Source organism: Streptomyces sp. NPDC087845, assembly GCF_044742755.1.
In the GTDB taxonomy this organism is placed as follows: Bacteria; Actinomycetota; Actinomycetes; order Streptomycetales; family Streptomycetaceae; genus Streptomyces.
In genome coordinates this window covers 183436-207645 of sequence record NZ_JBIUVC010000002.1, presented here as the reverse complement: position 1 = coordinate 207645, position 24210 = coordinate 183436, and the positions used below count along the sequence as shown (strand labels likewise).

Genomic DNA, 24210 nt, shown 5'->3' with positions numbered 1-24210 from the left:
GCCTGCGAGGGTGGGATCCAGCGTCTACAAGCGAATACTGGCAATTACTAAGCAGTAACTTAATCAGTCTGTGCTGACACTATCCACTTATTCCGCCGCGCTGTAGCCGCACCGGCGGTGATCTGTGTCGCTCAGGTGTGCCTTGCCGCGCCGGGTGAGTCCGCGGACCGCCCGGCGCAGCGGAGCGTGCACGGCTCGCACCAGGATGGCCAGGTCGAGTCCCACCCAGTGGTGCTCGGCGTAGTGCTGGTCGAGCAGGGCGGGTTCGTCCCACGGCATTCCGGAGCGGGAGCGAACCTGTGCCAGGCCGGTGAGGCCCGGCTTCAGGTCCTGTCGCCAGTGTCTCGCGCCGGGGGGCGCGGCGGATGCGGGGGTCCCCGCGGTCCGTGCCCGGTGGTCGTCCGGTGCCAGGGGCTCCGGCCCGACCAGCGAGAGGTCTCCCCGTACGACGTGCGGCAGCCGGGAGAGCAGATCCAGCCGCAGCCGCCGGGTGCGCAGTGAGCGCAGCACGAAGGGGCGGCCGCCCAGGCCGACCCGGGGCGACCGGGTCAGTACGCCGCCCGGGAGCCGTCGCGCCGCGAGGGCGAGGGCGCCCGCGGCGAGCAGGGGGGCGGCCAGGGTCAGCAGGATCGAGCCGAGGGCCAGATCCAGTACGCGCTTGGCCGACGGCCTCTCCCGTCGTCGCGCCCACTGCCATGTCCACTGCCCTGCCCACCGTGCCCCTTGCCGGGCCCGTTGCCAGGTCCGCCGAGAGGCCGACGGCCACTGCGGCGTCCGCCGCCGTTGCCGTTGCCGCGCCCATCGCTGCGCGGGCCGCCACTGCCGCCGCGGTGCCCACGGGCCCTGCCCCTGCCCCCGCCCTTGTCCTCGCCGCCCCGGTCGCTGCGCCTGCCTCTGTCTCTGTTTCTGCCTCTGCATCGTTCGCACCTGCCTGGGGTCGAGCGGATCGAGCGGGTCGAGCCGGGTTGAGCCGGCTTGAGCGGGCCGGCTGTCGGTTTTGCGTGACTCGCGGCAGTTTGTGACAGAACGATCCCATGGCGCGATGATGGGTGGGGGCTGCGCGGCCCGCAGGGCGGGCGGGTGTCGTTCGTGCTCTTCCGCTCCGCGCGAGGTGCGTGCACGATACTTGAGTCGAGTCGACTCAAGTCTGTTGACACTGGGACGGGTGTCATGCATCCTTGAGTCAGTTGCACTCAAGTAGTCAAGCTGGAGGAATTGAAATGGCACGTGCGGTCGGCATCGACCTGGGCACGACTAACTCCGTCGTCAGCGTTCTCGAAGGCGGCGAGCCCACCGTCATCACCAACGCAGAGGGCGCCAGGACCACGCCGTCCGTCGTCGCCTTCGCGAAGAACGGCGAGGTGCTGGTCGGCGAGGTCGCCAAGCGCCAGGCAGTGACCAACGTCGACAGGACCATCCGCTCCGTCAAGCGCCACATGGGCACTGACTGGAAGATCGACCTGGACGGCAAGAGCTTCAACCCGCAGCAGATGAGCGCCTTCATCCTGCAGAAGCTGAAGCGGGACGCCGAGTCGTACCTGGGCGAGAAGGTGACCGACGCGGTCATCACCGTCCCCGCGTACTTCAACGACTCCGAGCGTCAGGCGACGAAGGAGGCCGGCGAGATCGCGGGCCTGAACGTCCTGCGTATCGTCAATGAGCCGACGGCCGCCGCGCTGGCGTACGGGCTCGACAAGGACGACCAGACGATCCTCGTCTTCGACCTCGGTGGCGGCACGTTCGACGTGTCGCTGCTGGAGATCGGTGACGGCGTCGTCGAGGTGAAGGCCACCAACGGTGACAACCACCTCGGTGGTGACGACTGGGACCAGCGCGTCGTCGACTACCTGGTGAAGCAGTTCGCCAACGGGCACGGTGTGGACCTGTCCAAGGACAAGATGGCTCTCCAGCGTCTGCGCGAGGCCGCGGAGAAGGCGAAGATCGAGCTCTCGTCCTCGACCGAGACCACGATCAACCTGCCCTACATCACGGCGTCCGCCGAGGGCCCGCTGCACCTGGACGAGAAGCTCACGCGCTCGCAGTTCCAGCAGCTCACCGCTGATCTCCTGGACCGCTGCAAGAGCCCGTTCCACAACGTCATCAAGGACGCGGGCATCCAGCTCTCCGAGATCGACCACGTCGTTCTCGTCGGTGGCTCCACCCGTATGCCGGCCGTCGCCGAGCTCGTCAAGGAGCTGACCGGTGGCCAGGAGGCCAACAAGGGTGTGAACCCGGACGAGGTCGTCGCCATCGGCGCCTCGCTCCAGGCCGGTGTCCTCAAGGGCGAGGTCAAGGACGTCCTGCTGCTCGACGTCACCCCGCTGTCCCTCGGTATCGAGACCAAGGGCGGCATCATGACGAAGCTCATCGAGCGCAACACCACAATCCCGACCAAGCGCTCCGAGATCTTCACGACGGCCGAGGACAACCAGCCGTCCGTGCAGATCCAGGTCTACCAGGGCGAGCGCGAGATCGCGGCGTACAACAAGAAGCTCGGCATGTTCGAGCTGACCGGCCTGCCGCCGGCCCCGCGCGGCGTCCCGCAGATCGAGGTCGCCTTCGACATCGACGCGAACGGCATCATGCACGTCGCCGCCAAGGACCTCGGCACCGGCAAGGAGCAGAAGATGACCGTCACCGGCGGCTCCTCGCTGCCGAAGGACGAGGTCAACCGGATGCGTGAGGAGGCCGAGCAGTACGCGGAGGAGGACCACCGCCGCCGCGAGGCCGCCGAGTCCCGCAACCAGGGCGAGCAGCTCGTCTACCAGACGGAGAAGTTCCTCAAGGACAACGAGGACAAGGTCCCCGCTGACGTGAAGACGGAGGTGGAGACCGCGCTCACCGAGCTGAAGGAGAAGCTCAAGGGCGAGGACAGCGCCGAGATCCGTACCGCCACCGAGAAGGTCGCGGCCGTCTCCCAGAAGCTGGGCCAGGCGATGTACGCCAACGCCCAGGCCGACGGCGGCCCGCAGGGTGACCCGCAGCCGGGCGCCCAGCAGGCCAAGGCCGACGACGACGTCGTCGACGCCGAGATCGTGGACGACGAGAAGGACGCGAAGGGCGGTGCGGTGTGACCGAGGAGACTCCGGGCTTCGAGGAGAAGCCCGACGTCCCCTCCGGCGCCACCCCCGACGGAGCCGAGCCGAAGGACGCCCCTTCCTCTCCGGAGGAGGAGGCGTCCCCGGCCGGGGACGCAGCACAGACAGTCGGTCTGACGGCCCAGCTGGACCAGGTCCGCACCGCGCTCAATGAGCGCACGGGCGACCTCCAGCGGCTCCAGGCCGAGTACCAGAACTACCGCCGCCGCGTCGAGCGGGACCGGGCCACGGTCAAGGAGATCGCAGTCGCGGGTCTCCTGTCCGAGCTCCTGCCCGTGCTCGACGACGTCGGCCGGGCCCGGGAACACGGCGAGCTCGTGGGCGGGTTCAAGTCGGTGGCCGAATCACTGGAGACGGTCGTCGCCAAGCTGGGCCTGCAGCAGTTCGGCAAGGAGGGCGAGCCCTTCGACCCGACGATCCACGAAGCCCTGATGCACTCGTACGCGCCGGACGTCACCGAGACGACCTGCGTGGCGATCCTGCAGCCGGGGTATCGGATCGGCGAGCGCACCATCCGCCCCGCGCGGGTGGCGGTGGCCGAACCCCAGCCGGGTGCGACACCGGCCGCGGCCAAGGAAGAGAAGGCAACCGACGAGGAGAGCGGTGGCACCGAGGAGGTCTGACATCCCGTCTGACCACCTCGCGGCCCACCGCCCGGCCATGCGACCGGCCAACGGGCCCGTCGCATGGCCGATCGTCCGGAAGGAGGGACGTCGATGAGCACGAAGGACTTCGTCGAGAAGGACTACTACAAGGTCCTCGGCGTCCCCAAGGACGCCACCGACGCCGAGATCAAGAAGGCGTACCGGAAGCTCGCCCGCGAGTTCCACCCGGACGCCAACAAGGGCGACGACAAGGCGGAGGAGCGCTTCAAGGAGATCTCCGAGGCGAATGACGTCCTCGGCGACACCAAGAAGCGCAAGGAGTACGACGAGGCGCGCGCCCTCTTCGGGAACGGCGGCTTCAGGGCCGGCCCCGGCGGCGCCGGAGGCAACTTCAACTTCGACCTGGGCGACCTCTTCGGAGGCACCCAGGGCGGGGGCGCGGGCGGCGGACCCGGCGGTTTCGGCGGCGCCGGTGGCGGACTGGGCGATGTCTTCGGCGGCCTGTTCAACCGGGGCGGTACGGGGACGCGGGTGCAGCCGCGCCGCGGCCAGGACATCGAGTCCGAGGTGACGCTCAGCTTCACCGAGGCGGTCGAGGGGGCCACGGTCCCGTTGCGGATGTCCAGCCAGGCGCCCTGCAAGGCGTGCTCCGGCACCGGTGACAAGAACGGCACCCCCAGGGTCTGCCCGACCTGTCTCGGCACCGGCCAGGTGTCGCGCGGCACCGGCGGCGGCTTCTCGCTCACCGATCCCTGCGTGGACTGCAAGGGCCGGGGCCTCATCGCCCAGGACCCCTGCGACGTCTGCAAGGGCAGCGGACGGGCGAAGTCCTCCCGGACCATGCAGGTCAGGATTCCGGCGGGCGTCTCGGACAGCCAGCGGATCCGGCTGCGCGGCAAGGGCGGTCCGGGCGAGCGCGGTGGACCGGCCGGCGATCTGTACGTCGTGGTCCATGTCGACGCCCACCCGGTGTTCGGCCGCAAGGGCGACAACCTCACGGTCACCGTGCCCGTCGACTTCACGGAGGCGGCGCTCGGCGGCGAGGTGAAGGTGCCCACGCTCGGCGGCCCGCCGGTCACCCTGAAACTGCCGGCCGGGACTCCCAACGGGCGCACGATGCGCGCCCGGGGCAAGGGCGCCGTACGCAAGGACGGCACCCGGGGCGACCTGCTGGTCACCGTCGAGGTGACGGTGCCCGGCGAGCTCACCACCGAGGCCAGGGAAGCACTGGAGGCCTACCGGAAGGCGACTGCGGGCCGTGACCCGCGGGCGGAGCTCTTCCAGGCAGCGAAGGGAGCTTGAGGTGGACGGCCGACGACGCAATCCGTACGAACTGACCGATGAATCGCCGGTGTACGTGATCTCGATCGCGGCCCAGCTCTCGGGCCTCCATCCGCAGACACTGCGCCAGTACGACCGCCTGGGCCTGGTCTCTCCCGACCGCACGGCCGGGCGCGGCAGACGCTACTCGGCCCGCGACATCGAGCTGCTGCGCACCGTGCAGCAGCTGTCGCAGGACGAGGGCATCAACCTCGCCGGCATCAAGCGCATCATCGAGCTGGAGAACCAGGTCGCGGCCCTCCAGCAGCGCGTCGCCGAGCTCTCGTCGTCCCTCGACGGCGCGGCGGCGGCGATGCAGCAGCGCGAGGCCCAGGTGCACGCCTCGTACCGGCGCGATCTGGTGCCGTACCAGGACGTGCAGCAGACCAGCGCGTTGGTGGTCTGGCGGCCGAAGCGGCCGAAGGACTGAGCGGGTTCGCACCCGCACGACGAGCGAGGCCCGTCACCCGTTCCTCACCGGGGTGGCGGGCCTCGCCCGTGGCCGCACGCCATGTACGTCGTCCTGGACCGGGAACGGCGGCATCCGTCCGCAGGCGTGGCCTGCTGCTGCGACGGGGACGGCTGCGACTGGTGTGACGGGCCGGGAACGGCTGTGGGCTGGTGTGACGGACGGGGAACGGTCGCGACGGGGACGGCCACCGGGTCGGTGTCCCCTGGTTCTTCTTCCGGTGCGATCCGCCCGGTCAGGGGGCCGCGTCCGCCACGAGACCGGAGTAGCCCGAGGACAGCTCGGGTGTGAGGGGTGCGCACCATTCGTGCTGCGTCAGGATCTCGGCCAGTGGGTACACCTCGTCCCCCACCGTGCCGGCCGCCCGGTCCAGATGCACCGGCCGCCCGCTCAACAGGAGACGCAGGGCAGGCAGGGCCCGGGCCTTGAACGTGAGCTTCTTCCCCGAGGAGAGCACCTCGACCGTCTGGCCCAGATCACGGAACCGGGGACGGAACTCGCTGATGCAGACGACGGAGGCAAGGTGCCCGAACGTCTCCAGGAAGGGGACGTGCCGGGGCGGGGCGACGTCCTGCTCCCGCGTCACCAGAAAGTCTGCGGGAGTGCGGGACCCGATGAGCCGGACGGCCGCCTCGACGAGTTCCTGGTGCTGTTCCGAGCCGGCCGCGTTGTCCAGATCGCGACGGAAGAGCTCGTTCTCACGGGACCGGTCGGCGAGCCAGGACAGCCAGTCCGCCCCGGTCCGCGTGGTGAACCCGAGCGTCATGTGCAGGCTGTGCCCCGAGCCGCGACCGCTTCGGCCGGCCCGGTGCCAATGACCGCGCGGGATGTGCATGACGTCGCCGGGGTTCATGGTGCCGGTCCAGAGCGTTTCCTCGCTGGGGTCGTTGTTCCGGGCGGTGTCGCGGTGGAGCGGCGCGACGCGCGACGTGCCCCGTACCTCCCAGTCCTTCTCGCCCGAGAGCTGGACGGCGAGGACATCGTGGTCGTCCCAGTGCAGGCCGAAGCCGTCGGCGCCGTTCGTGGTGAGGTAGATGTTGACCGTGACCCGTTCGCCCGACCACCACTGGATGGCCCGGCAGGCCACTTCGAGCGTGGGGTCGAAGACGTTCGCACGGTCCAGCACCATCGTCACCCCCTCGCGCAGGAGGTTCCCGAGGTGGCGCATGTTCACCAGGCCGGCCTGGCCCGCACCGCCCGTGTCCTGGCCCAGGTACGCGCCGGGGTGCAGTTCCCGGCCGTCCTGGAAGCAGCGTATCTGCGGACTTCCCAGCCGCCTGCGCATCGCCAGGTCCAGGAGCCGGGCGGGAGTCAGCATGCGCGTGACCAGACCCGGGTCGCGGAGGCTGCCCCGGGCGAACCCGGTGCCGAGACGACGCGGGCCGTCCCACCCCAGTGCCTCTTCGATACCGGCGACCAGTCCGTGGTCCACTGCCCCTCCTGATGCGGAAACCCTGGTGGCGCCGAGGGGCCGCGCGACCTTGCGACGACGCGGCCCCGTTGCCGTCCTGCGGAGCCGGCTCTCAGACGCGGTGCGGCGCGTCGGTCGCGACGTTCGGCCAGGCGATGTCCCAGGCGATGTCGCCTGCTGCGGCGCTGAGCGGGTCGGCACCGTCGGAGCGGTCGTGCATGCTCCCCAGCACCTCCACCGACACGAGGAGGTCATCGCTGCTGAGGGTGCTCTGTGTGGCGCTCATGTGTATCGCTCCGTCCGATCAGAGGTTCGATGCCGAGTGAACAGTGCCATCGAAGCACGTTCACCGGCGGTTGGGATCATCGGCAGAGTGAAAAATCCGGTTCAACGGCGAATTCCCATGACTTGGCGTCAGAGTGTGTCGCGATCGGCGCCCTGGTCCAGGATTCCTGACTGTGCGATGAGGTAACCGAGTTGGGCGCGGCTGCCGCTGCCGAGCGCGGCATTCAGTTTGGCGATGTGCGCGCGGCAGGTGCGTACGTTCATACCGAGCCGGCGGGCGATGGAGTCGTCGACGTTTCCTTCGACGAGGAGCTGGGCGATGGAGCGCTGTACTCCGCTGATGCCCTTGGGCGTCTGTTCGTACCTGATCTCTTCGAGGAACGGCTCCGCGCGGGTCCACAGCTGCTCGAAGACCTTCACCAGGTACTCGACCAGCCCGGGGTGGCGTAGTTCCAGGGCGACTTGGCGGTCGTCCTGGGCCGGGATGAAGGCGACGGTCCGGTCGAAGATGATGAGGCGTTCGATGAGCTCTTCGAGGGTCCGGATCTCGACCTTGCCTTCGGGCAGACGCTCCGCGTAGGCAAGGGTTCCAGGGCTGTGCCGGGCCGTGTGCTGGTAGAGCGTGCGGATGCTGACGCCGCGGTCCACCACCGAGAGGCCCCGTTCCAGGGCCTCGCTGAGGCGGTCCTCGCTCCGCCCGCCTCCGGGCTGGACGGTGAGGACTTCGGTACGGCACTCGGCCGTGGCGAGATCGAGCGCCGCGTTGATCCGGTTGACTCCCTCCAGCACGGTGATGGCGTGGGTCGTCGGCGGGTCCTGGGCGCTGATGTCCATGAACGGTTCGAAGGATTCGGCCAGTTCGACGGAGTGCCGCCGGCGTTCCTGGATCTCGCGCTCTATGGGGTGAAGGCGCTGAGCCAGGGCGGCGGACGGTGGGACCGGACGGAGCCAGTCGGAGTCGTCGGGGTCCGGGTGCAGGAGGGTGAAGTCCATCAGGCAGGGCGCCGAGTCCACTTCACTGCGGGCGATGCGTCCGGAGCGAAGTGCGCTGGCATAGAGGCGTTTTCCGGCGTCACAGAGCTCGGTGATCCCATGAGGATGCGCCTGTTTTGTGTCTCTTGTGGTCATACCTCCACCCCCCAGGTTCCTGAACATGCAGGAACATGATGCATTGACTCGGTGGTGTTCGCCTGCCCAGGTAAGACATCGTCTTAGGTGCGGGGGAGAAGAATCCACAAGTGAGGACGAAGCTGACTATGTATAAGCGAGTGCTTCGCTCGGTGCTTGCCGCCTCGTTCGTCGCGGCTTTGGGCCTTGGAGCGGTGGGCGCCGGCGACATTGCCTGGAACGCCGAGGCGGCATCCGTGCCGGGTGACATCGCGTGGAGCGTTGAGGCGGCGCCCGCGTCGGACGACATCGCCTGGGTCGCGCCGGCCTCCGCGTCGGACGACATCGCCTGGGTCGCGCCGGGCGACATTGCCTGGGTCGTGCCGGGCGACATCGCGTGGAACGTCGAGGCGGCGGCCGCGCCCGGTGACATCGCCTGGTCCGAGCCGACCCAGCTGAGCGCATGACCATCCCGCCGGACGACCGAACCTTCCGGCGAGAGATGGCCACGGCCTACCGATCAGGCTGGCATTTCATCGATCTCGTCACGGCCATCCCCCGTTGTGGCGACTCGTTGATGGTCACTCTGTTCGGCGACCCCATCGTTGTCGCACGGGAAGAAGACGACGAAGTACGTGCCTACCGTTGCCTCCGCAAGCCGCGGGGAGCACCGCAGCCCGTCCGCTGCGCGATTCGGTACGACATGATTTTCGTCAACCTCGACCGGCGGGACCACCAGCTGTTCGAGCCAGAGACTATTTCCGCCACCCCCCGCAGTGCCTGAGCGATCCCCCGTCGTTACATGTCGCTCAGTCACTCCCCCACACAACGGCGCCATCGTGACCTGAACACGATGGCGCCGTTGTGCTGCCCGGGGCGGAGTCCGCGGTTTCCCGCCCGCCCGGCCCGCCCCGCTCGGCCCGGCCCGGTTCCCCTCACGCCCCGCCGGGTTCCCCTCACGCCCTGCCGAGCGCCCGGTCCAGGGCGATCTCGATGACGACGCGGTCCGGGTTGGGCCCCGGCGTGCGCGCGTAGCGTTCCTCGTAGCGGCGTACCGCGTCGGCGACCGCCTCCGCCTCCGCGCTTACCGTCGCGCGGCCCTCCAGGGTCGCCCAGCGGCGCCGGTCGACCTGGCAGACCGCGACCCGTGCGCCGTCCGGGCCCGCGGCCAGGACGTTGGCGACCTTCCGGCTGTTCTTGTTGGCGATGACGCGGGCGAGCCCGGCCCCGGGGTCGTACGTCACGCCCACCGGCACCACGTGCGGTGTGCCGTCGGCGCGGGGGGTGGTCAGTGTGCACAGGTGGTGCTCGCGCCAGAACGCGAGGTACTCGGGGCTCGGATTCGTTATGTCGGCTGCCATGGGGGACAGCGTAGGCAGTGCGGGCCCGCACATCGTCCTGCGGTGGCGGAGGTCCTCTCCGGCCGGTTGACTCGGAATCCGACCCGGTCCCGGTCCCGGTCCCGGAACTGGAGCGGGACTCGGACCCGGAAGAAAAGTGCCCCGTGGGGTTGAGTGGAATAGACTCAACTTTGTACACGTTGACTCAGTCAGTGTTGTGGAGAGAGCCAGCCATCGCAAGGAGGAGAAAGCGCACGTGGACGCCGAGCTGACCAACAAGAGCCGGGATGCCATCAACGCGGCCACCAGCAGGGCCGTGAAGGACGGACACCCCGATCTGACCCCCGGGCACCTGCTGCTCGCGCTGCTCGCGGGCGAGGACAACGAGAACATCATCGACCTGCTCGCCGCCGTCGAGGCCGACCAGGTCGCCGTACGCACCGAGACGGAGCGGCTCCTGGGCGCGGAGCCCAGCGTGACCGGGTCGACCGTCGCCCCTCCGCAGCCCAACCGCGAGCTGCTCGCCGTCATCGCGGATGCCGCGCAGCGCGCGAAGGAGCTGGGCGACGACTACCTCTCCACCGAACACCTGCTGATCGGCATCGCGGCCGAGGGCGGCCGCGCCGGTGAGATCCTGAGCGGTCAGGGGGCCAGTGCGAAGAGGCTGCTGGACGCATTCGAGAAGAGCAGGGGAGGGCGCCGGGTGACCACACCCGACCCGGAGGGCCAGTACAAGGCCCTGGAGAAGTTCGGTACGGACTTCACGGCCGCCGCGAGGGAAGGCAAGCTCGACCCGGTCATCGGACGCGACCAGGAGATCCGGCGCGTCGTCCAGGTCCTGTCGCGGCGTACGAAGAACAACCCCGTACTCATCGGTGAGCCCGGCGTCGGCAAGACCGCCGTGGTCGAGGGCCTCGCCCAGCGCATCGTCAAGGGCGACGTCCCCGAGTCCCTGCGGAACAAGCGCCTCGTCTCGCTCGACCTCGGCGCGATGGTCGCGGGCGCGAAGTACCGCGGCGAGTTCGAGGAGCGGCTGAAGACCGTCCTCTCCGAGATCAAGGAGAGCGACGGGCAGATCATCACCTTCATCGACGAGCTGCACACCGTCGTCGGCGCGGGCGCCGGCGGCGACTCCGCCATGGACGCCGGCAACATGCTCAAGCCGATGCTGGCCCGCGGCGAGCTCCGCATGGTCGGCGCGACCACGCTCGACGAGTACCGCGAGCGGATCGAGAAGGACCCCGCCCTGGAACGCCGCTTCCAGCAGGTGCTGGTGGCGGAGCCGAGCGTCGAGGACACCATCGCGATCCTGCGCGGTCTCAAGGGCCGCTACGAGGCCCATCACAAGGTCTCCATCGCGGACTCCGCGCTGGTGGCGGCCGCGACCCTGTCCGACCGCTACATCACCTCGCGCTTCCTCCCCGACAAGGCCATCGACCTGGTCGACGAGTCGGCGTCCCGGCTGCGCATGGAGATCGACTCCTCGCCCGTCGAGATCGACGAGCTCCAGCGCGCCGTCGACCGCCTCCACATGGAGGAGCTGGCCCTCAAGAACGAGACCGACCCCGGCTCCAGGCAGCGCCTGGAGAAGCTCCGGCGCGACCTCGCCGACAAGGAGGAGGAGCTGCGCGGACTCACCGCCCGCTGGGAGAAGGAGAAGCAGGGCCTCAACCGCGTCGGTGAGCTGAAGGAGCGCCTCGACGAACTGCACGGCCAGGCCGAACGCGCCCAGCGCGACGGCGACTTCGACACCGCCTCCAAGCTGCTGTACGGGGAGATCCCCGGCCTGGAGCGGGAGCTCGCGGAGGCGACCGAGGCCGAGCAGGAGGCCGCCAAGGACACGATGGTGAAGGAGGAGGTCGGCCCGGACGACATCGCCGACGTCGTCGGCTCCTGGACCGGCATCCCGGCCGGACGTCTGCTGGAGGGCGAGACCCAGAAGCTGCTCCGCATGGAGGACGAGCTGGGCAAGCGCCTCATCGGGCAGACCGAGGCCGTGCGCGCGGTCTCGGACGCGGTGCGCCGCACCCGCGCCGGCATCGCCGACCCCGACCGGCCCACCGGCTCGTTCCTCTTCCTCGGACCGACCGGTGTCGGCAAGACGGAGCTCGCGAAGGCGCTCGCCGACTTCCTGTTCGACGACGAGCGGGCCATGGTCCGCATCGACATGAGCGAGTACGGCGAGAAGCACAGCGTGGCGCGGCTGGTCGGCGCCCCGCCCGGATACGTCGGCTACGAGGAGGGCGGCCAGCTCACGGAGGCGGTCCGCCGCCGCCCGTACAGCGTGGTCCTGCTGGACGAGGTCGAGAAGGCCCACCCCGAGGTCTTCGACATCCTGCTCCAGGTCCTGGACGACGGCCGGCTCACCGACGGACAGGGCCGGACGGTGGACTTCCGCAACACCATCCTGATCCTGACCTCCAACCTCGGCAGCCAGTTCCTGGTCGACCCGCTGACCGAGCCCGAGGTGAAGAAGGAGCAGGTCCTGGAGGTCGTACGGGCCTCGTTCAAGCCGGAGTTCCTCAACCGGCTCGACGACCTGGTGGTCTTCTCCGCGCTGTCCGGCGACGAGCTCGCGCACATCGCGAAGCTCCAGATCGACCGGCTCGCCGGACGCCTGGCCGAGCGCAGGCTCACCCTCGACATCACCCCGGACGCCCTGGCCTGGCTGGCCGAGGAGGGCAACGACCCGGCCTACGGAGCACGGCCGCTGCGCCGTCTCATCCAGACGGCGATCGGCGACCGGCTCGCGAAGGAGATCCTCGCGGGCGAGATCAAGGACGGGGACACCGTCCGGGTGGACCGGTCCGGGGACGGACTGCGCGTCGGCCCCGCGGCGTAATCACCCCGGCCCCGTGCCGCCGGCACCCCGTACGGGGCCCGGCGGGCCCGGTCCGCACACCGGCCGCGTGTCAGCTTGTGGCGGATCGGGCCCGTCCGGGCTTGCCATCCCCCGCCCGCCATGGGAGAGGATGGCGGCAACCGCACGAAGGGAAAAACACGGTGAGCATCGATCCGTCCTCGATTCCTAATTTCGGGGGCCAGCCCGAACCGCAGGCCGCAGGACCGGAGGGCCCCGTCGTCCCTGACCAGGACCTCGTCAAGCAGCTCCTGGAACAGATGGAGCTGAAGTACGTCGTCGACGACGAGGGCGACCTCGCGGCGCCGTGGGAGGACTTCCGCACGTACTTCATGTTCCGCGGCGAGGACGAGCAGCAGGTCTTCTCGGTCCGTACGTTCTACGACCGCCCGCACGCCGCGGACCAGCGTCCGGTCCTTCTCGACGCGATCGACGACTGGAACCGCCGCACCCTGTGGCCCAAGGTCTACACGCACACCCACGAGCCCGAGGAGGGTTCCGAGGAGACCGAGGTCTCGGTCCGTCTGATCGGTGAGGCGCAGATGCTCATCGGTACGGGCGTCAGCCTGGAGCACTTCGTCTCGTCGACGGTCAGCTGGGTGCGCGCCTCGATCGAGTTCGACAAGTGGCTGCAGGAGCGTCTGGGCCTGACGCCGGCCGAGGAGAAGCCGGACGGCACGGAGCAGGCCGCTCCGGACGCCTGAGTCCCGCACGGAAGCGAGAGCCCGGTCCGGGCGGTGGTCCACGTGACCACCGCTCCGGGCCGGGCTCTTCCGCGACGGGGCGCCCTTCGGGCTACAACCGCTTCAGCCGGGACACCACGGCGACGAGTGACGTGTGACACCGTGCCGGTCGGGCATCCGGCGCCGTACCTGTGCCCGGCGCTGCCTTCTCCGGGACCGCACCTCCCCGTGTCGCGCTGCTGTCCGGTTCGGTGAGGGGCTGCTGTCCCGGTCGGTGAGGGAACGTCACTTCGGACCCGGTGAGGGGCTGTTGTGGGCCGTGGGGGCCTGGTCGCAGGCCTGATCAGGGCGTCGGCCCGCCACTTTCGTCACTGTTCCGCAACAGACATGAACCGCCACGCCGGGTGCCCCGTACAGCCCGGTGTGCGCGGCTCAGCGACCGCGGCGACCCGAAACGAGAGAAGGAACCGACATGCCCGGCGGCAACATCAAGATCAGCCCGGAAGAGATGCGGGAGGCGTCGACCTGGCTGCAGCACCAGAAGGAACTGATGCAGCAGAGCCTCCACGAGGCCAACACCAAGATGGACGAGATGGTCGAGGCGGCCTACGCGACGCCGGGCTCCGAGACCAAGTTCCGTCCGTTCTGGGAGGAGTACAAGAACGGCACCGACAAGGCGATCGAGGGCCTCCAGGGCGTCAGCGAGTTCATCAAGCAGGTCGCCGACGCGTTCGTCGACACCGACGACCAGACGTCCGGCTCCATCGGCTGACGTGCCCTTGTGTCCGGTCCCGCCCTTCTGCGGCGGGACCGGGCGGCGGCCGGAGAGGAGGAGCCGATGACTCGCATCAACGTCCCCCTCGGGGACCTGAACGAGACGGTCAAGTCACTTGAGGACATCGGGGAGCGGATCAACAACACCGCGCGGCTCAGCGACGTCGGATCGAAGGAAGACGTGGGCGATTCGAAGCTTGCCGACTCCCTCGCCGACTTCGACCACGCATGGGGCAGGGGCCACGAGAAGGTGCAGGACAACGTGAAGGTCTTCTCCGAGAACACGAAGAAGATCTCCGACGCCTTCACGCAGACGGACGACGAGACCGTCAAGACGCTGGACGACTCCAAGAAGACCTGACGAGAGCCTGCTGGCAGAAGGGACATGCGTCATGACGCATCCGGTCACGGACCGGGCTACGGGGGCGCCCGCGCACTACAAGCTGCGCTACCCCGGCTCCTGGTGGTATCTGGACCTCGACCCGAGCACCCGGGACGCGTCCATCCGCCGCCGTATCGAGCACCAGGCGAAGGGGGTTCCGCAGCTCTCCCGCGAGCGGGTCGACGGCCTGATCCGCGACACCCGCCGGACCGCCCGCGAGGCCTACGCCCGGGGGGCGCTCCAGGCGGCGGGGATGGCCAGGTTCCCCGGCGGGGACGCGATGCTCAGCGCCACGTCCGTCGTGCTGCGGATGCCCGTGCCGGAGGACCAGTCGGCGGATCTGGCCGAGGTGCTGTTCGGGGCGAGCATGCAGGCCGGGGACCCGCAGAGCAGCGGGTACCCGCCGCGCGAGGTGGATCTGCTGGAGCTTCCGGACGTCGGACCGGTCGGGCGGATCGCCTCGATCGAGGACATCGACTACAAGGGCACGCCGGTGCGTACGGCGCTGCTGCACACGCTCTTCCCGATCCCGGACCGCCGGGAATACCTGCTGGTCTCCAGCTCCACGCCCAATGTGGAGCTCAAGGACCAGTTCTTCGAGGTGTTCGACGCCATCGCGGGGACGCTGCGCTTCGTGGAAGTCAAGAGCAAGGGCACGGCTGTGCCGGCCGCACAGGGCCCGCAGGGCACGGACGAGAACGGAAAGTGAGGGCGCGGCAATGGCGCGGCCAGCGGTGTCCGACTGGGAGACGGTCTTCGGGTTCTCGGACGACCCGACGCCGGGCGATGCGGAGATGCTCGCGAAGCTCGCGGGCCAGTACCGGTCCGTCGCCGACGACGCGGACCAGGCGCTCCCCATCGTCAGCGGCCTGAAGAACAGCCAGCTCGGCGAGGGCAAGGCCATGGACAAACTCCGGCACAAGCTCGGGGACCTGGCCAATCAGGTGGAGAAGCTGCACAGTTCGTACGACAAGGCGGCCCGCGCGCTGGACACCTATGCCGACCAGCTGGGGGACCATCAGCGCAAGGCCGACAACGCCCTGGTCGACGGACGGGACGCCAAGGAGCGGTTGCAGCGGGCCACCGATGCCGCAGCCGCGGCGGGGTCTGTGATCAGCGGCCTGGACGCGGCGGACCCACCCCCGCCGGACGACGAGGCGGCCCGGCGCAGTGCGCGGCAGGCCATGGAGAATGCCCGGAACGACCAGTCCGCGGCACAGGGGAACGCCGACAGCGCCCAGCGGGATCTCGACGCCGCCCGCATGCTCGCCGAGGACGCGCGGGAGCTGCGCGAGACGGACGCCTCGACGGCGGCCCGCGCCCTGGACGAGGCGACGAGCGAGGCGGTCCCCGGCAAGAGCCTGTGGGAGAAGATCAAGGACATCTTCAAGAAGGTGCTCGGCTTCATCAGCGCCGCCCTGGGCATCATCGCCATGCTCATCCCCGGATTGCAGGGCCTGGGGCTCATCCTGACGATCGCCAGTCTGGTCACCGCTGCCATCCCCTTCATCATGAACATCGTCGACAGTATTCAGTCGGGCGAGTGGGATGTGCTCGACATGGTCCTGAGCGGCCTGGGGCTGGTGCTCGGCGGCATCGGCCTGATCAAGATCGCCAATCTGGGCGGGATCGCGAACACCCTCAAGACCGTCACGAGCGACCTCAAGGCGATCCAGCTCAACATCAAGACCGTGATCCCGGCCATCAAGTCGTTCACCGGGTTCAAGAACCCTGGCGACCTGGTCGCGAACCTGCTGAAGAACATCCCCGGTGGCGTGTGGAAGACACCGGACATCCTGAAGCAGCTGCCGGACATCACCAACATCTGGACGAAGACGGCGGGGTGGATCGACCAGAGCTCGAACCTCATCGGAGTGGCCGGCCTCGGCTGGGCCATCAACGGCGCCGTCCCCAACGGGACGCAGGGCACGATCAAGCACGACCCCAGCTACGTGGAGGGATCGACCTGATCCGGGCCGCGTCCCGTCATGCGTGAGGGCTCCCGCCCCGGCCGTCGCCGGGGCGGGAGCCCTCTGCCGTGGAACCTCAGAGCCGGTGTCGGGCCCCCCGCACAGGCGCTCAGCTCCCGGCGGGCGGAAGCACCGTCTCCGGGACCTGGACGGTGCGCAGCACGCCGTCGCCCAGGTGCAGGATCGCCCGCCCCGGGCGGGTCGCGCCCAGGCGGCTGCGGGGCACCTTGACGCCGATCAGTTCGCCGTCGCTCATGTTCTGCGGCTTCAGCAGCAGACCGCACCGGTTGCGGCGGGCCTCGGTGTGCCAGCCGGAGAAGCCGGAGGAGAGCCGGTCGGTCTGCCCGGCGATCACCAGGCCCCGGCCGTTCTCGGCACCGGACTTGGCGATCTGGTTGAGGACGGGCTCGGCCTTCGTCTTCAGCAGCAGGTCGGCGTCGTCCAGGATCACCACGGCCCCCTGCGGCGAGGACGCCAGCGCCTCCTCCAGCGCGGTGGGGTCGATGTCGGACTCGTCGAAGACCGCGAGGACCCCGGGCCGTCCGGCGAGTTGGCGCAACGGCGACCTGGCGGGCGCGCCGACGACGACGGGCGTCCCGGCCGACAGCAGCGACAGCGCCAGCGTCGCCAGGACGGTGCTGCGGCCGGAGCGGGCGGGTCCGGCGACGAGGAAGGTCGGCGTGATGGCGAAGTCCGGCCCGAACGCGCTGAGTTCGTCGCCGCCGACACCGGACAGGGCCCACCGTGCGGACGGCAGCGGCTGCGGCACGTAACCGGTCGCCTCCTCCCAGGTGAGCCGGTCCGGCAGGGTGTCGACGCGGAACGGCCGGGTGGAGTCCGGCAGCTGGGCCGCCTGCTCGCGGCAGTGCCCGGCGATCTGCTGGAGCGCCACGGCCTGCGCCTGGCCTTCCGGGTTCTCCGTGAGGAGCGCGATCTGCACCTCCGCCTTGTCGGCGGCACGGAACGCGCGGCCCGGCGGGATCTCGTCGGGCACGTTGCGCTGGGTGATGCCGATCATCCCGTACTCGGACTTCTCGTTCAGCTTCAGCACGAGCTTGTCCTCGGTGGAGCCGTTGACCCGGCTGGAGAACAGCGCCCGGTCACCGGTCATCACCAGGTGGATGCCGACGCTCGCGCCGTCCCGGAGCAGGGTCAGCACGGAGTTCAGCAGGTTCCCGGAGTCGTACTCGCCGAGCTGCTTGTCGAAGACCTCCCACCGGTCGATGAACAGCACGATGTGCGGCGGCCGTTCGGCCTCCGGCAGGGCGCGGCGGAGCTCCGGCAGGTCGGCGCTGCCGCGGGCGGCGAGCATCTCCTGGCGCCGGGTCAGCTCCCCGGTCAGCCGGGCGAGCAGCCGGGCCACCCGGTCGGGCTGGGTGCGCTGGGTGATGGCCCCGCAGTGCGGCAGCCCCTCGATGGGCAGCAGCGCGCCGTTGCCGCAGTCGATGCCGTACATGTGCAGCCGGTCCGGGGAATGGGCGGAGGCCAGGGCGCCGGCGATGGTGCGCAGTGTCTGCGACCTGCCCTGCCGGGGCGAGCCGATGATGTGCAGGTGCCCGAGCGTCGCCGGGTCGATCACCAGGGGCAGCCGGGCCTGTTGTGCGGGCAGGTCCACCACGCCGTACGCGACGGGCGCGAGGTCGTAGTCCGAGGGCGGGGGCGCCGGCAGTTCGCCGGTGACCAGGACCTCGGGAAGCGGCGGGAGCCAGGGGCTGTGCTGCGCGGGGATGCCCATCTCCCGGTCCGCTTCGCGGATCGCCGCGACGAGCCCGGTGAGGTCGGTCTCCACCTCGGCGGGTACGGCCGCGCCGCGGGGCCGCGCCGGGAGCGGCTCGCCGAGCCGTTCCCAGCCGACCGTCACCGCCCAGGGTGCCGGCAGCGAGGTCGCCGCGGCACCGGGCCGGCGGCCGCCGACCCGTCCGGACTGGAACGGCACGAGGGAGTTCTGGCCCAGGCGCACATAGGCGCGACCGGGGGTGCCCTGCGAGATCCCGGCGGCCTCGGCGGAGTTGAGGACGTCCTGGCTCTCGCCGGCGTCCGTCACCCGGAGCGCGATGCGCAGGTTGGTGTTGGCGCGGATCTCCGAGGAGACGACGCCGCTGGGGCGCTGCGTCGCCAGGATCAGGTGGATGCCGAGGCTGCGGCCCCGCTGGGCGATGTTGACCAGACCCTTCACGAAGTCCGGCAGGTCGCGCACCATCGAGGCGAACTCGTCGATGACGATGAGCAGCCGGGGCATCGGCGCGCGGCCCGCCGGGTTGCGCTCCAGCAGCTCGACGTAGTCCTCGATGTCCTTGGCGCCGGCCGCGGCGAGGATGTGCTCGCGCCGGGTGAGTTCCGCCGTCAGCGACACCAGGGCCCGCTCGACGAGGTGGGCGTCGAGGTCGGTGACCATGCCGACGGTGTGCGGCAGGTCGACGCAGTCCTTGAACGCGGAACCGCCCTTGTAGTCGACCAGGACGAACGTCATCGCGTCCGGACGGTTCGCCACCGCGAGCGAGGCGACCAGCGTCTGGAGGAGTTCGGACTTGCCGGAGCCGGTGGTGCCGGCGACCAGCCCGTGCGGGCCGTCGCGCCGCAGGTCCAGGTGGAACGGGCCGTCCAGGGAGACGCCGACGGCCGCCCGGGTCGAGCGGCCCCCGGCCGTCCAGCGCGCCCGGATGCCGGCGGCCTGCGGCGGGTCGAGGGCGAGGACGTCGAGCAGCCGCGCGGAGCCGGGAAGCACCGCGGCCTCCTCGTCGGCCCCGCCCGGGTCCCGCAGCGGGCCCATCGCGCGGGCCAGCGAACGGCACCAGTCCAGGGACACCGCGTCGGGCCGGATGCCCCCGACGGTGCCCCTCCCGGAGCGTCCCACCCGTACGGTTCCGCCGGGCTCCTCGGCGACGACGGCGTGGCACTCCTCGGGCAGCAGCCGCTCCTCGGCGTCCAGGCAGACCGCGCGGACGCCGACGGCCGGTCCGTCGCGCAGGATCTGCGCCACGCCGGGCAGCGAACGCAGCCTGCGGGCTCCGTCGAGGACGACGAGCACGTCGGGCCCGGCGGGCCGGCTCCGCCGGTCCTCCCGTCCGGCGCGCTCGACGATCAGCGCGGTGAGTTCGGCGACCCGCCGGGCGCAGGTCTCCGTGCCGTAGCCGATGCTGGCCGGGGTGTCGCCGGACTTCTTGCGCACATGCGGCAGCCAGCGCAGCCAGGACCAGCCGTCCCGGCCCCGTTCGCCGGTCGTCAGCAGATGGATCTGGAGGTCACGGGGGCTGTGCAGGACGGCGGCCTGGGCGACCGCCCAGCGCGCCACGGCGCGCGCGGCCGGGCCCTCGCCGGCGATGCCCAGGACGTCGTGCTCCCGCAGCGGAACGGTCACCGGGACGTCGTACGCGGTCCGCGGGTCCTCGCGGCGGTGTTCGTCCTTCGTCGGGTCCTGGAGCACCACGTCGGAGGCCAGATCGGCGGTTCCGATGCGCAGTTCGAGGAAGTCGGCGTCGGAGGTACGGCGTTCCCACAGGCGGCGCCGGGGGCCGACGGCGGTCAGGATGACCTCGGCCGGGTCCGGGAAACCACGGCGCCGGGCGGTGCGTTCGGCCGCCAGGGCCTTCGCCGCGTCGCCCTCGATGCGTGCCTTCTTCTCCTCGTAGGCGGCGACACTGCCGGAGTGGGTCTGGCGCCCCGTGCGCCGGCTCATCAGATAGTTGCCGAGGATCGCGACCGGGGAGAGCAGCCCGAACAGCAGCATCGACATACGGCCGAATATCAGCGCCCCGGCCCCCGCCATCACCAGCGGGGCCGCCGCGGTGATCCACGGGAGCGGCCGGGCGGCGGGCGGGGCGGGCGGGGAGGGCAGGGTGAAGCGGGTGGCGTTCTCGGCCGGCCGCAGCCGCGGCGGCCGGTTGTAGTCCCAGCCGGTGCCGTCCTCCGACGGCTGCACGGCCGCGTCCGGCTTCTGCGGGAGGGCGAGTTCGAGCAGGCTGTCTCCGACGAGGAGCTGTGCGCCGGCCGGCCAGGCGGTCGCCTCGGCGAGGTCCTCGCGGTCCAGTTGCAGGGTGCCGCCGCCCGGCGCGGAGGCGTCGGGCGTGATCCGGCAGCGTCCTTGGGGGCCCACCGCCAGGACGGCGAACGGACGGTCCGGTACGGCGCGCAGCACCTGGGCGGTCCCGTCGTGGGCCAGCCCGATCCGGTACTCGCCCATGTCGAGCCGGTGCACGGCGCCCGCGCCGGTCCCGCCGACCGCACGGACCTCCACCAGCCCGTCCGGTTCGGCCGACACGGTGCCCGCCGGGCGGCCCAGGCCCACGATGGCCGCGTGGTGCAGCGGCGCGTCCCGCAGCCGCATATCGGCGGGCAGCAGCCGGTCGCCGGCGTACAGGCCGAGGCCCTCCGGGGGCCGGTGGACGCCTCCCGCCCCGGCCAGCGCCTCCGCGACAGCGCGCACGGGCGTGTCGGGGTCGGCGTCGAGGTGGACGTCGAAGGCGTCACCGTCCTCCTCGACCACGGTCAACATCAACGACACGAGAACGTCCTCCAGCCGACGTGAATGGGGGGCCTCGGCAGCCGCACTCGGCGGCTCCGTGCCACTGACGGGACCTACGGCGCCCGTCCGCGGATGGTTCACCCGGCGCACCGGTGAACCATCCGCTGACGGGCGCCGTAGTGGCCATCGGGTGCACGGCGCAGCCACTGTGCCGCCCTCGTTCCCGACCGTCCCGGCTCCGCCGCCGGGGCGTCCCGACAAGGAGTCAGAAAATGATCTGGTACGTCCTGGCCGTGGTGCTGGGGCTGGCGCTGATCGGGGCGGTGGCCGCGCTGATCGTGACCGAGCGACGGCCCCGCCCGCCGAAGCCCGTCGCCGCCTCGGTGGCCGTCGTGGGCCGGGAGGCGCTGGACGTGGTCAACGCGGGCTTGCGCCGGCTGACGGGCGAATGCCTGCGCTCCGGCCGGTCGCTGCCCGACCTGTACGCCGTCGTCTACTCCGAGGAGCGGCTCGCACTGCTGCTGGCAGGGGCCGAGGAGGCCGCCCCCGCGCCCTGGACCGTCGAGGCGGACGGCGAGCGCTGGACGATCTCGCCCGAGGATCTGCACCGCCCCGGCCCGGAGGGCGAACCGGCCCTGCCTTACGCGCTGACGGTGACGGTGGGCCTGGACGGACCCGACCGCGTGCTGGTCGACCTCTCCCGGGCGACGGGGCCCGTCTCGGTGACGGGTCCGGACGAGGAGGTGCGCAGCCTGGTGCGGGCCGTCGTCACCGAGGCGCTCGCCGGCCCGGTGGGGGCGCTCGCCGAGGTCACCCTGGTGGGATCCCTGGCCGACGGCCGGCTTCTTTCCGGCGACGAGCCGCGGAACTCGCGTCTGCACAACGCGGCCAGCCTGGAAGAGGCGTTCGCCACGGTGGCGGCGTCGGCGGCCTCGGGAGCGCCGGAGCCCGGCTCGCCCGACGTCACCCAGATCTTCCGGCTGATCGAGGGCAGCAGCCGGATCGCCGTCCAGGGCGAGGCGCCGCACCTGTTCGTCGTGGAGGCCTCGCAGCTCCCGCGACGGGAGGGGGCACTGGCCGGTCTGCGGCGCGGGGACGCGCTGCTGGTGGTCGGCGAGGCACCCACGGGGTGGCGCTGGCGTGCCGGTGCGGGCGGATCGCTCGACACCGGGCCGCTCGGCCTGGAGATCACCCGGCACGCGGGACGTCTGGCATAAGTGTCATCCGGCCTCGCGGTACAGGCCGCCCGCGTACATCCCGCGGCTGTGCAGTGCCTCGCGCAGGGCGCGGGCGGCGTAGAACGTCCGGGACTTGACGGTGCCCGGTGGCACGCCGAGGACCTTGGCCGTCTGGTTGACGCTGCGTCCCAGGTAGTGCACGTGCAGCAGGACCTCGCGCTGTGCCGGCCGCAGGTCCCGCAACGCGTCGATGAGCACCTGGGAGGTGAGCATGTGGTCCACGCCGTCGGACACCGGCAGGTGGGCGAGTTCGGGGTCACCGGTCTCCGGTGGTCTGGCCTGGCGGGCCCGGTGGCCGTCGATGACCAGATTGCGCAGCGCGGTGAACAGCCAGGGCCGAACCGAATCCGTGGTCGGGTCGAGTTCCTCGGCGTGCCGCCAGGCGCGTATCGCGACTTCCTGGAGGACGTCCTCGGCGCGGTGCCAGTCGCCCTCCAGCCGCCGTGCGGCGAACTGCAGCAACGCGCTGCCGTGGAAGTGGTAGAGCGCTCTGAGGAACTCGTCGGGGTGGGGTTCCGCGGCGCGGGGGCCAGGTATGAGGCCTTCGGTCGAAGCGCTGGCCGACAAGGGCCTTTCCTCTCCGGTCGTCTGTGGGGAAGACGGGTTCCGCCGGCTGCGGCACAGCCGGCAGGCGCCGCCGCGAGCCGCCGTGCACCCGTACGGTGCCCGTCAGCCTGCGGCGGCGGTGAACTCGCCCCGTCAGCGCCGGTCAGCCCGGTTCGCGAGAGGAAAGCGAGCCCACCTCACGGGGCGTCAACTCCCGGTCGTAGAGATGTACGTCGGCGATGTCACCGTTCCAGTGGTCGGCCGCCTTTCCATCGAACTTGCCGCGCCCGATCACCACGGTGCCAGTGGGCTTCACGCTGCTGGAGGCCACCCTGGTTCCCGCGAGCCGACCGTCCACGTAGACCTGCATCCGGTGATCCTTCTGACTGTACGTGCCGGTCAGGTGGTACCAGCGGCCGGGCTGCGGCTTCTCGGGCGTCTCCGCGACTGTACGGGCACCACTGAAACTGAAGGCGAAGTTCCCGTCCGGGCCGGAGTACTGGAGGAAGAACGTGCTGATCCGGTCGCCGTCCTGGGACAGGGCGGTGTGGATGCCGGTCATGCCCTGGGGAGTGAGGCGCACCCGCGCGGCGACCGAGTAGTCCTTGCCCACGGTGTCGAGCCGGGTGTGGGAGTCCGCGTATCCGCTGGTGCCGTCCAGCCGCACGGCGCCGCCCTCGGGGCCGTCGGTCCACTGCGTGCCGCCCCTGACCACGGCATCGTGCTCGCCGGCCTTCGCGGTGCCGGACTGGTGCAGGGGCCACCAGCCGAGGCCCTGCAGCGACTCGGCGTCGTCACCCGGGCTCGACGCGGCCGGTTTCGCCCCGGCGGGTTTCGCTCCGGCCTGTTCCTTCCCGGAGTCCTGGCCGCGCACCAGTTGGACGACGACGAAGGCCAGCGCGACGGTCAATACGGTGATCGTGGTGATAAGCGGCCATCTGCGCGTCATGAATTTCCTCAGGAGGTGCGGCATAAATGTGTCACTGGTGATTACGCGTCCGATCCGGAAGTGGTTCGGTGTGCACGTGAGTTGTGACCGGCCTGTGGGACGGCGGACCTGTCCGCCCCTGGATGCGCGCGCGTGCGGCGGGAGATGTGGCGACGCCTTGTCCGGGGCAGTGGAGCATGGGGAGTTGTGACGTTCCGGCGGCGCGGGCGCATCGTCCGCCAACCGTTCCCGAGTGGCCGTTCACCGGTGTGCGGTGGGTGCGGCGTGTGTCCCGTGGAATCTGCTCAACTCCGCTACGGCTGCTGGTGAGCGGTACGGCGGGCATGCCGAGCACCTTCGGGACGGGCAGGCCGGGGGCTGTTTGCAAGCACTTGTTTTGGGGCCGGGGTTCCGAGTTCTTTTGGCTCCACCACGATCGGGTGGTTGTAATGGCCTTTGGCGGGCGGCAGGGCGATAGCGTAGGGGCTCGGGTCCTGCTGAACGGTGTGGAATTGAAGCCGATCGGGCCAGTTGCGGTAGAGGAGTTGGCGATCGGTTTCGGCGATGCGTGCTGCGAGGGCCATGTTCATTTTGCGGGGCCCGTGTTCGGCCATGCTCTGCACCACGGCGGAGTAGATCAGGCTCTGTGGCGGTGGTGCTTTGTACGAAGAACGTGGACGCATGGGGTGAGCCTGGTGCAGAAACCTGCCCTGGTCGGGCGGCTTCGCTGCG

22 protein-coding genes and 1 pseudogene are annotated in these 24210 nt (G+C 70.5%); 13 read left to right on the top strand and 10 right to left on the bottom strand.

Annotated features, from left to right (window positions below; genetic code table 11):
* Positions 1–87 precede the first annotated feature (87 nt).
* Complete coding sequence (locus tag ACIOMQ_RS06475) at positions 88–918, bottom strand: sugar transferase (protein WP_402188106.1); 831 nt, start codon at positions 916–918, stop codon at positions 88–90.
* A 302-nt stretch (positions 919–1220) separates the two neighbouring features.
* On the opposite strand from ACIOMQ_RS06475, the gene dnaK reads away from it, so the two are divergent.
* The 4 genes from dnaK (at position 1221) to ACIOMQ_RS06455 (ending at position 5453) form a co-directional block, all read left to right on the top strand.
* On the top strand, positions 1221–3074 hold the full coding sequence (dnaK, locus tag ACIOMQ_RS06470) for a molecular chaperone DnaK (protein WP_362193089.1): 1854 nt from the start codon (positions 1221–1223) through the stop codon (positions 3072–3074).
* The gene (grpE, locus tag ACIOMQ_RS06465) at positions 3071–3721 is read left to right on the top strand and encodes a nucleotide exchange factor GrpE (RefSeq protein WP_362193092.1); all 651 of its coding nucleotides are present in this window, start codon (positions 3071–3073) and stop codon (positions 3719–3721) included. Before dnaK ends, grpE begins: the two co-directional genes overlap by 4 nt.
* A gap of 93 nt (positions 3722–3814) precedes the next feature.
* Positions 3815–5005: a molecular chaperone DnaJ gene (dnaJ, locus tag ACIOMQ_RS06460; protein WP_362193095.1), complete on the top strand. Its 1191-nt coding sequence runs from the start codon at positions 3815–3817 to the stop codon at positions 5003–5005.
* Between the two features lies 1 nt (position 5006).
* Entirely contained in the window at positions 5007–5453 is a 447-nt protein-coding gene (locus ACIOMQ_RS06455; RefSeq protein WP_362193098.1) for a heat shock protein transcriptional repressor HspR, read from the top strand.
* A gap of 274 nt (positions 5454–5727) precedes the next feature.
* Here the strand turns inward: ACIOMQ_RS06455 and ACIOMQ_RS06450 are convergent, their stop codons facing one another.
* From ACIOMQ_RS06450 to ACIOMQ_RS06440, 3 genes are all read right to left on the bottom strand, one after another.
* A complete protein-coding gene (locus ACIOMQ_RS06450; RefSeq protein WP_362193101.1) occupies positions 5728–6924 on the bottom strand; it encodes a JmjC domain-containing protein in 1197 nt (398 codons plus the stop codon).
* Between the two features lie 91 nt (positions 6925–7015).
* Positions 7016–7189, bottom strand: coding sequence for a hypothetical protein (locus tag ACIOMQ_RS06445; protein ID WP_362193104.1), 174 nt, complete (start codon positions 7187–7189; stop codon positions 7016–7018).
* A gap of 128 nt (positions 7190–7317) precedes the next feature.
* Complete coding sequence (locus ACIOMQ_RS06440) at positions 7318–8316, bottom strand: helix-turn-helix transcriptional regulator (RefSeq protein WP_362193107.1); 999 nt, start codon at positions 8314–8316, stop codon at positions 7318–7320.
* 110 nt (positions 8317–8426) lie between these two features.
* Between ACIOMQ_RS06440 and ACIOMQ_RS06435 the strand changes: the two genes are divergently transcribed.
* Positions 8427–8762 carry a hypothetical protein gene (locus ACIOMQ_RS06435; RefSeq protein WP_362193110.1) on the top strand — a complete coding sequence of 112 codons (336 nt, stop codon included), beginning with the start codon at positions 8427–8429 and terminating at the stop codon, positions 8760–8762.
* Entirely contained in the window at positions 8759–9079 is a 321-nt protein-coding gene (locus ACIOMQ_RS06430; RefSeq protein ID WP_093899390.1) for a (2Fe-2S)-binding protein, read from the top strand. The genes ACIOMQ_RS06435 and ACIOMQ_RS06430 overlap by 4 nt, the downstream gene beginning before the upstream one ends.
* Positions 9080–9251: 172 nt before the next feature.
* Here ACIOMQ_RS06430 and ACIOMQ_RS06425 read toward each other — a convergent pair whose 3' ends face one another.
* Positions 9252–9656: a TIGR03618 family F420-dependent PPOX class oxidoreductase gene (locus ACIOMQ_RS06425; protein WP_362193114.1), complete on the bottom strand. Its 405-nt coding sequence runs from the start codon at positions 9654–9656 to the stop codon at positions 9252–9254.
* 235 nt (positions 9657–9891) lie between these two features.
* On the opposite strand from ACIOMQ_RS06425, the gene clpB reads away from it, so the two are divergent.
* The 6 genes from clpB to ACIOMQ_RS06395 all read left to right on the top strand — a co-directional run bounded on the left by clpB (position 9892) and on the right by ACIOMQ_RS06395 (position 16304).
* Entirely contained in the window at positions 9892–12477 is a 2586-nt protein-coding gene (clpB, locus tag ACIOMQ_RS06420) for an ATP-dependent chaperone ClpB (protein WP_362193117.1), read from the top strand.
* 161 nt (positions 12478–12638) lie between these two features.
* On the top strand, positions 12639–13199 hold the full coding sequence (locus tag ACIOMQ_RS06415; RefSeq protein ID WP_362193120.1) for a YbjN domain-containing protein: 561 nt from the start codon (positions 12639–12641) through the stop codon (positions 13197–13199).
* 451 nt (positions 13200–13650) lie between these two features.
* Positions 13651–13950: a WXG100 family type VII secretion target gene (locus ACIOMQ_RS06410; protein ID WP_327274356.1), complete on the top strand. Its 300-nt coding sequence runs from the start codon at positions 13651–13653 to the stop codon at positions 13948–13950.
* 66 nt (positions 13951–14016) lie between these two features.
* Positions 14017–14313: a hypothetical protein gene (locus tag ACIOMQ_RS06405; protein ID WP_362193125.1), complete on the top strand. Its 297-nt coding sequence runs from the start codon at positions 14017–14019 to the stop codon at positions 14311–14313.
* Between the two features lie 31 nt (positions 14314–14344).
* Positions 14345–15043 (top strand): hypothetical protein, encoded by a 699-nt coding sequence (locus ACIOMQ_RS06400; protein ID WP_362193128.1) that lies wholly within the window; start codon positions 14345–14347, stop codon positions 15041–15043.
* 10 nt (positions 15044–15053) lie between these two features.
* Positions 15054–16304: a hypothetical protein gene (locus ACIOMQ_RS06395; RefSeq protein WP_362193131.1), complete on the top strand. Its 1251-nt coding sequence runs from the start codon at positions 15054–15056 to the stop codon at positions 16302–16304.
* A gap of 109 nt (positions 16305–16413) precedes the next feature.
* Here the strand turns inward: ACIOMQ_RS06395 and ACIOMQ_RS06390 are convergent, their stop codons facing one another.
* Positions 16414–18423, bottom strand: coding sequence for an FtsK/SpoIIIE domain-containing protein (locus tag ACIOMQ_RS06390; protein WP_401755173.1), 2010 nt, complete (start codon positions 18421–18423; stop codon positions 16414–16416).
* A pseudogene (locus tag ACIOMQ_RS06385) lies at positions 18415–19074 on the bottom strand (FtsK/SpoIIIE domain-containing protein); the annotation flags it as partial. The gene ACIOMQ_RS06390 and the pseudogene ACIOMQ_RS06385, both read right to left, overlap by 9 nt.
* A 1964-nt stretch (positions 19075–21038) precedes the next feature.
* Here ACIOMQ_RS06385 and ACIOMQ_RS06380 point away from each other — a divergent pair.
* Positions 21039–21983, top strand: a complete 945-nt coding sequence (locus ACIOMQ_RS06380; protein ID WP_362193134.1) for a hypothetical protein — start codon at positions 21039–21041, stop codon at positions 21981–21983.
* A gap of 3 nt (positions 21984–21986) precedes the next feature.
* On the opposite strand, the gene ACIOMQ_RS06375 is transcribed toward ACIOMQ_RS06380, so the two are convergent.
* The 3 genes from ACIOMQ_RS06375 to ACIOMQ_RS06365 form a co-directional block, all read right to left on the bottom strand.
* Positions 21987–22571, bottom strand: coding sequence for a sigma-70 family RNA polymerase sigma factor (locus ACIOMQ_RS06375; RefSeq protein ID WP_362193138.1), 585 nt, complete (start codon positions 22569–22571; stop codon positions 21987–21989).
* Between the two features lie 142 nt (positions 22572–22713).
* Positions 22714–23499 carry a LamG domain-containing protein gene (locus ACIOMQ_RS06370; RefSeq protein ID WP_401262324.1) on the bottom strand — a complete coding sequence of 262 codons (786 nt, stop codon included), beginning with the start codon at positions 23497–23499 and terminating at the stop codon, positions 22714–22716.
* A gap of 293 nt (positions 23500–23792) precedes the next feature.
* A complete protein-coding gene (locus ACIOMQ_RS06365; RefSeq protein ID WP_401986050.1) occupies positions 23793–24161 on the bottom strand; it encodes a hypothetical protein in 369 nt (122 codons plus the stop codon).
* Between the last annotated feature and the right edge of the window lie 49 nt (positions 24162–24210).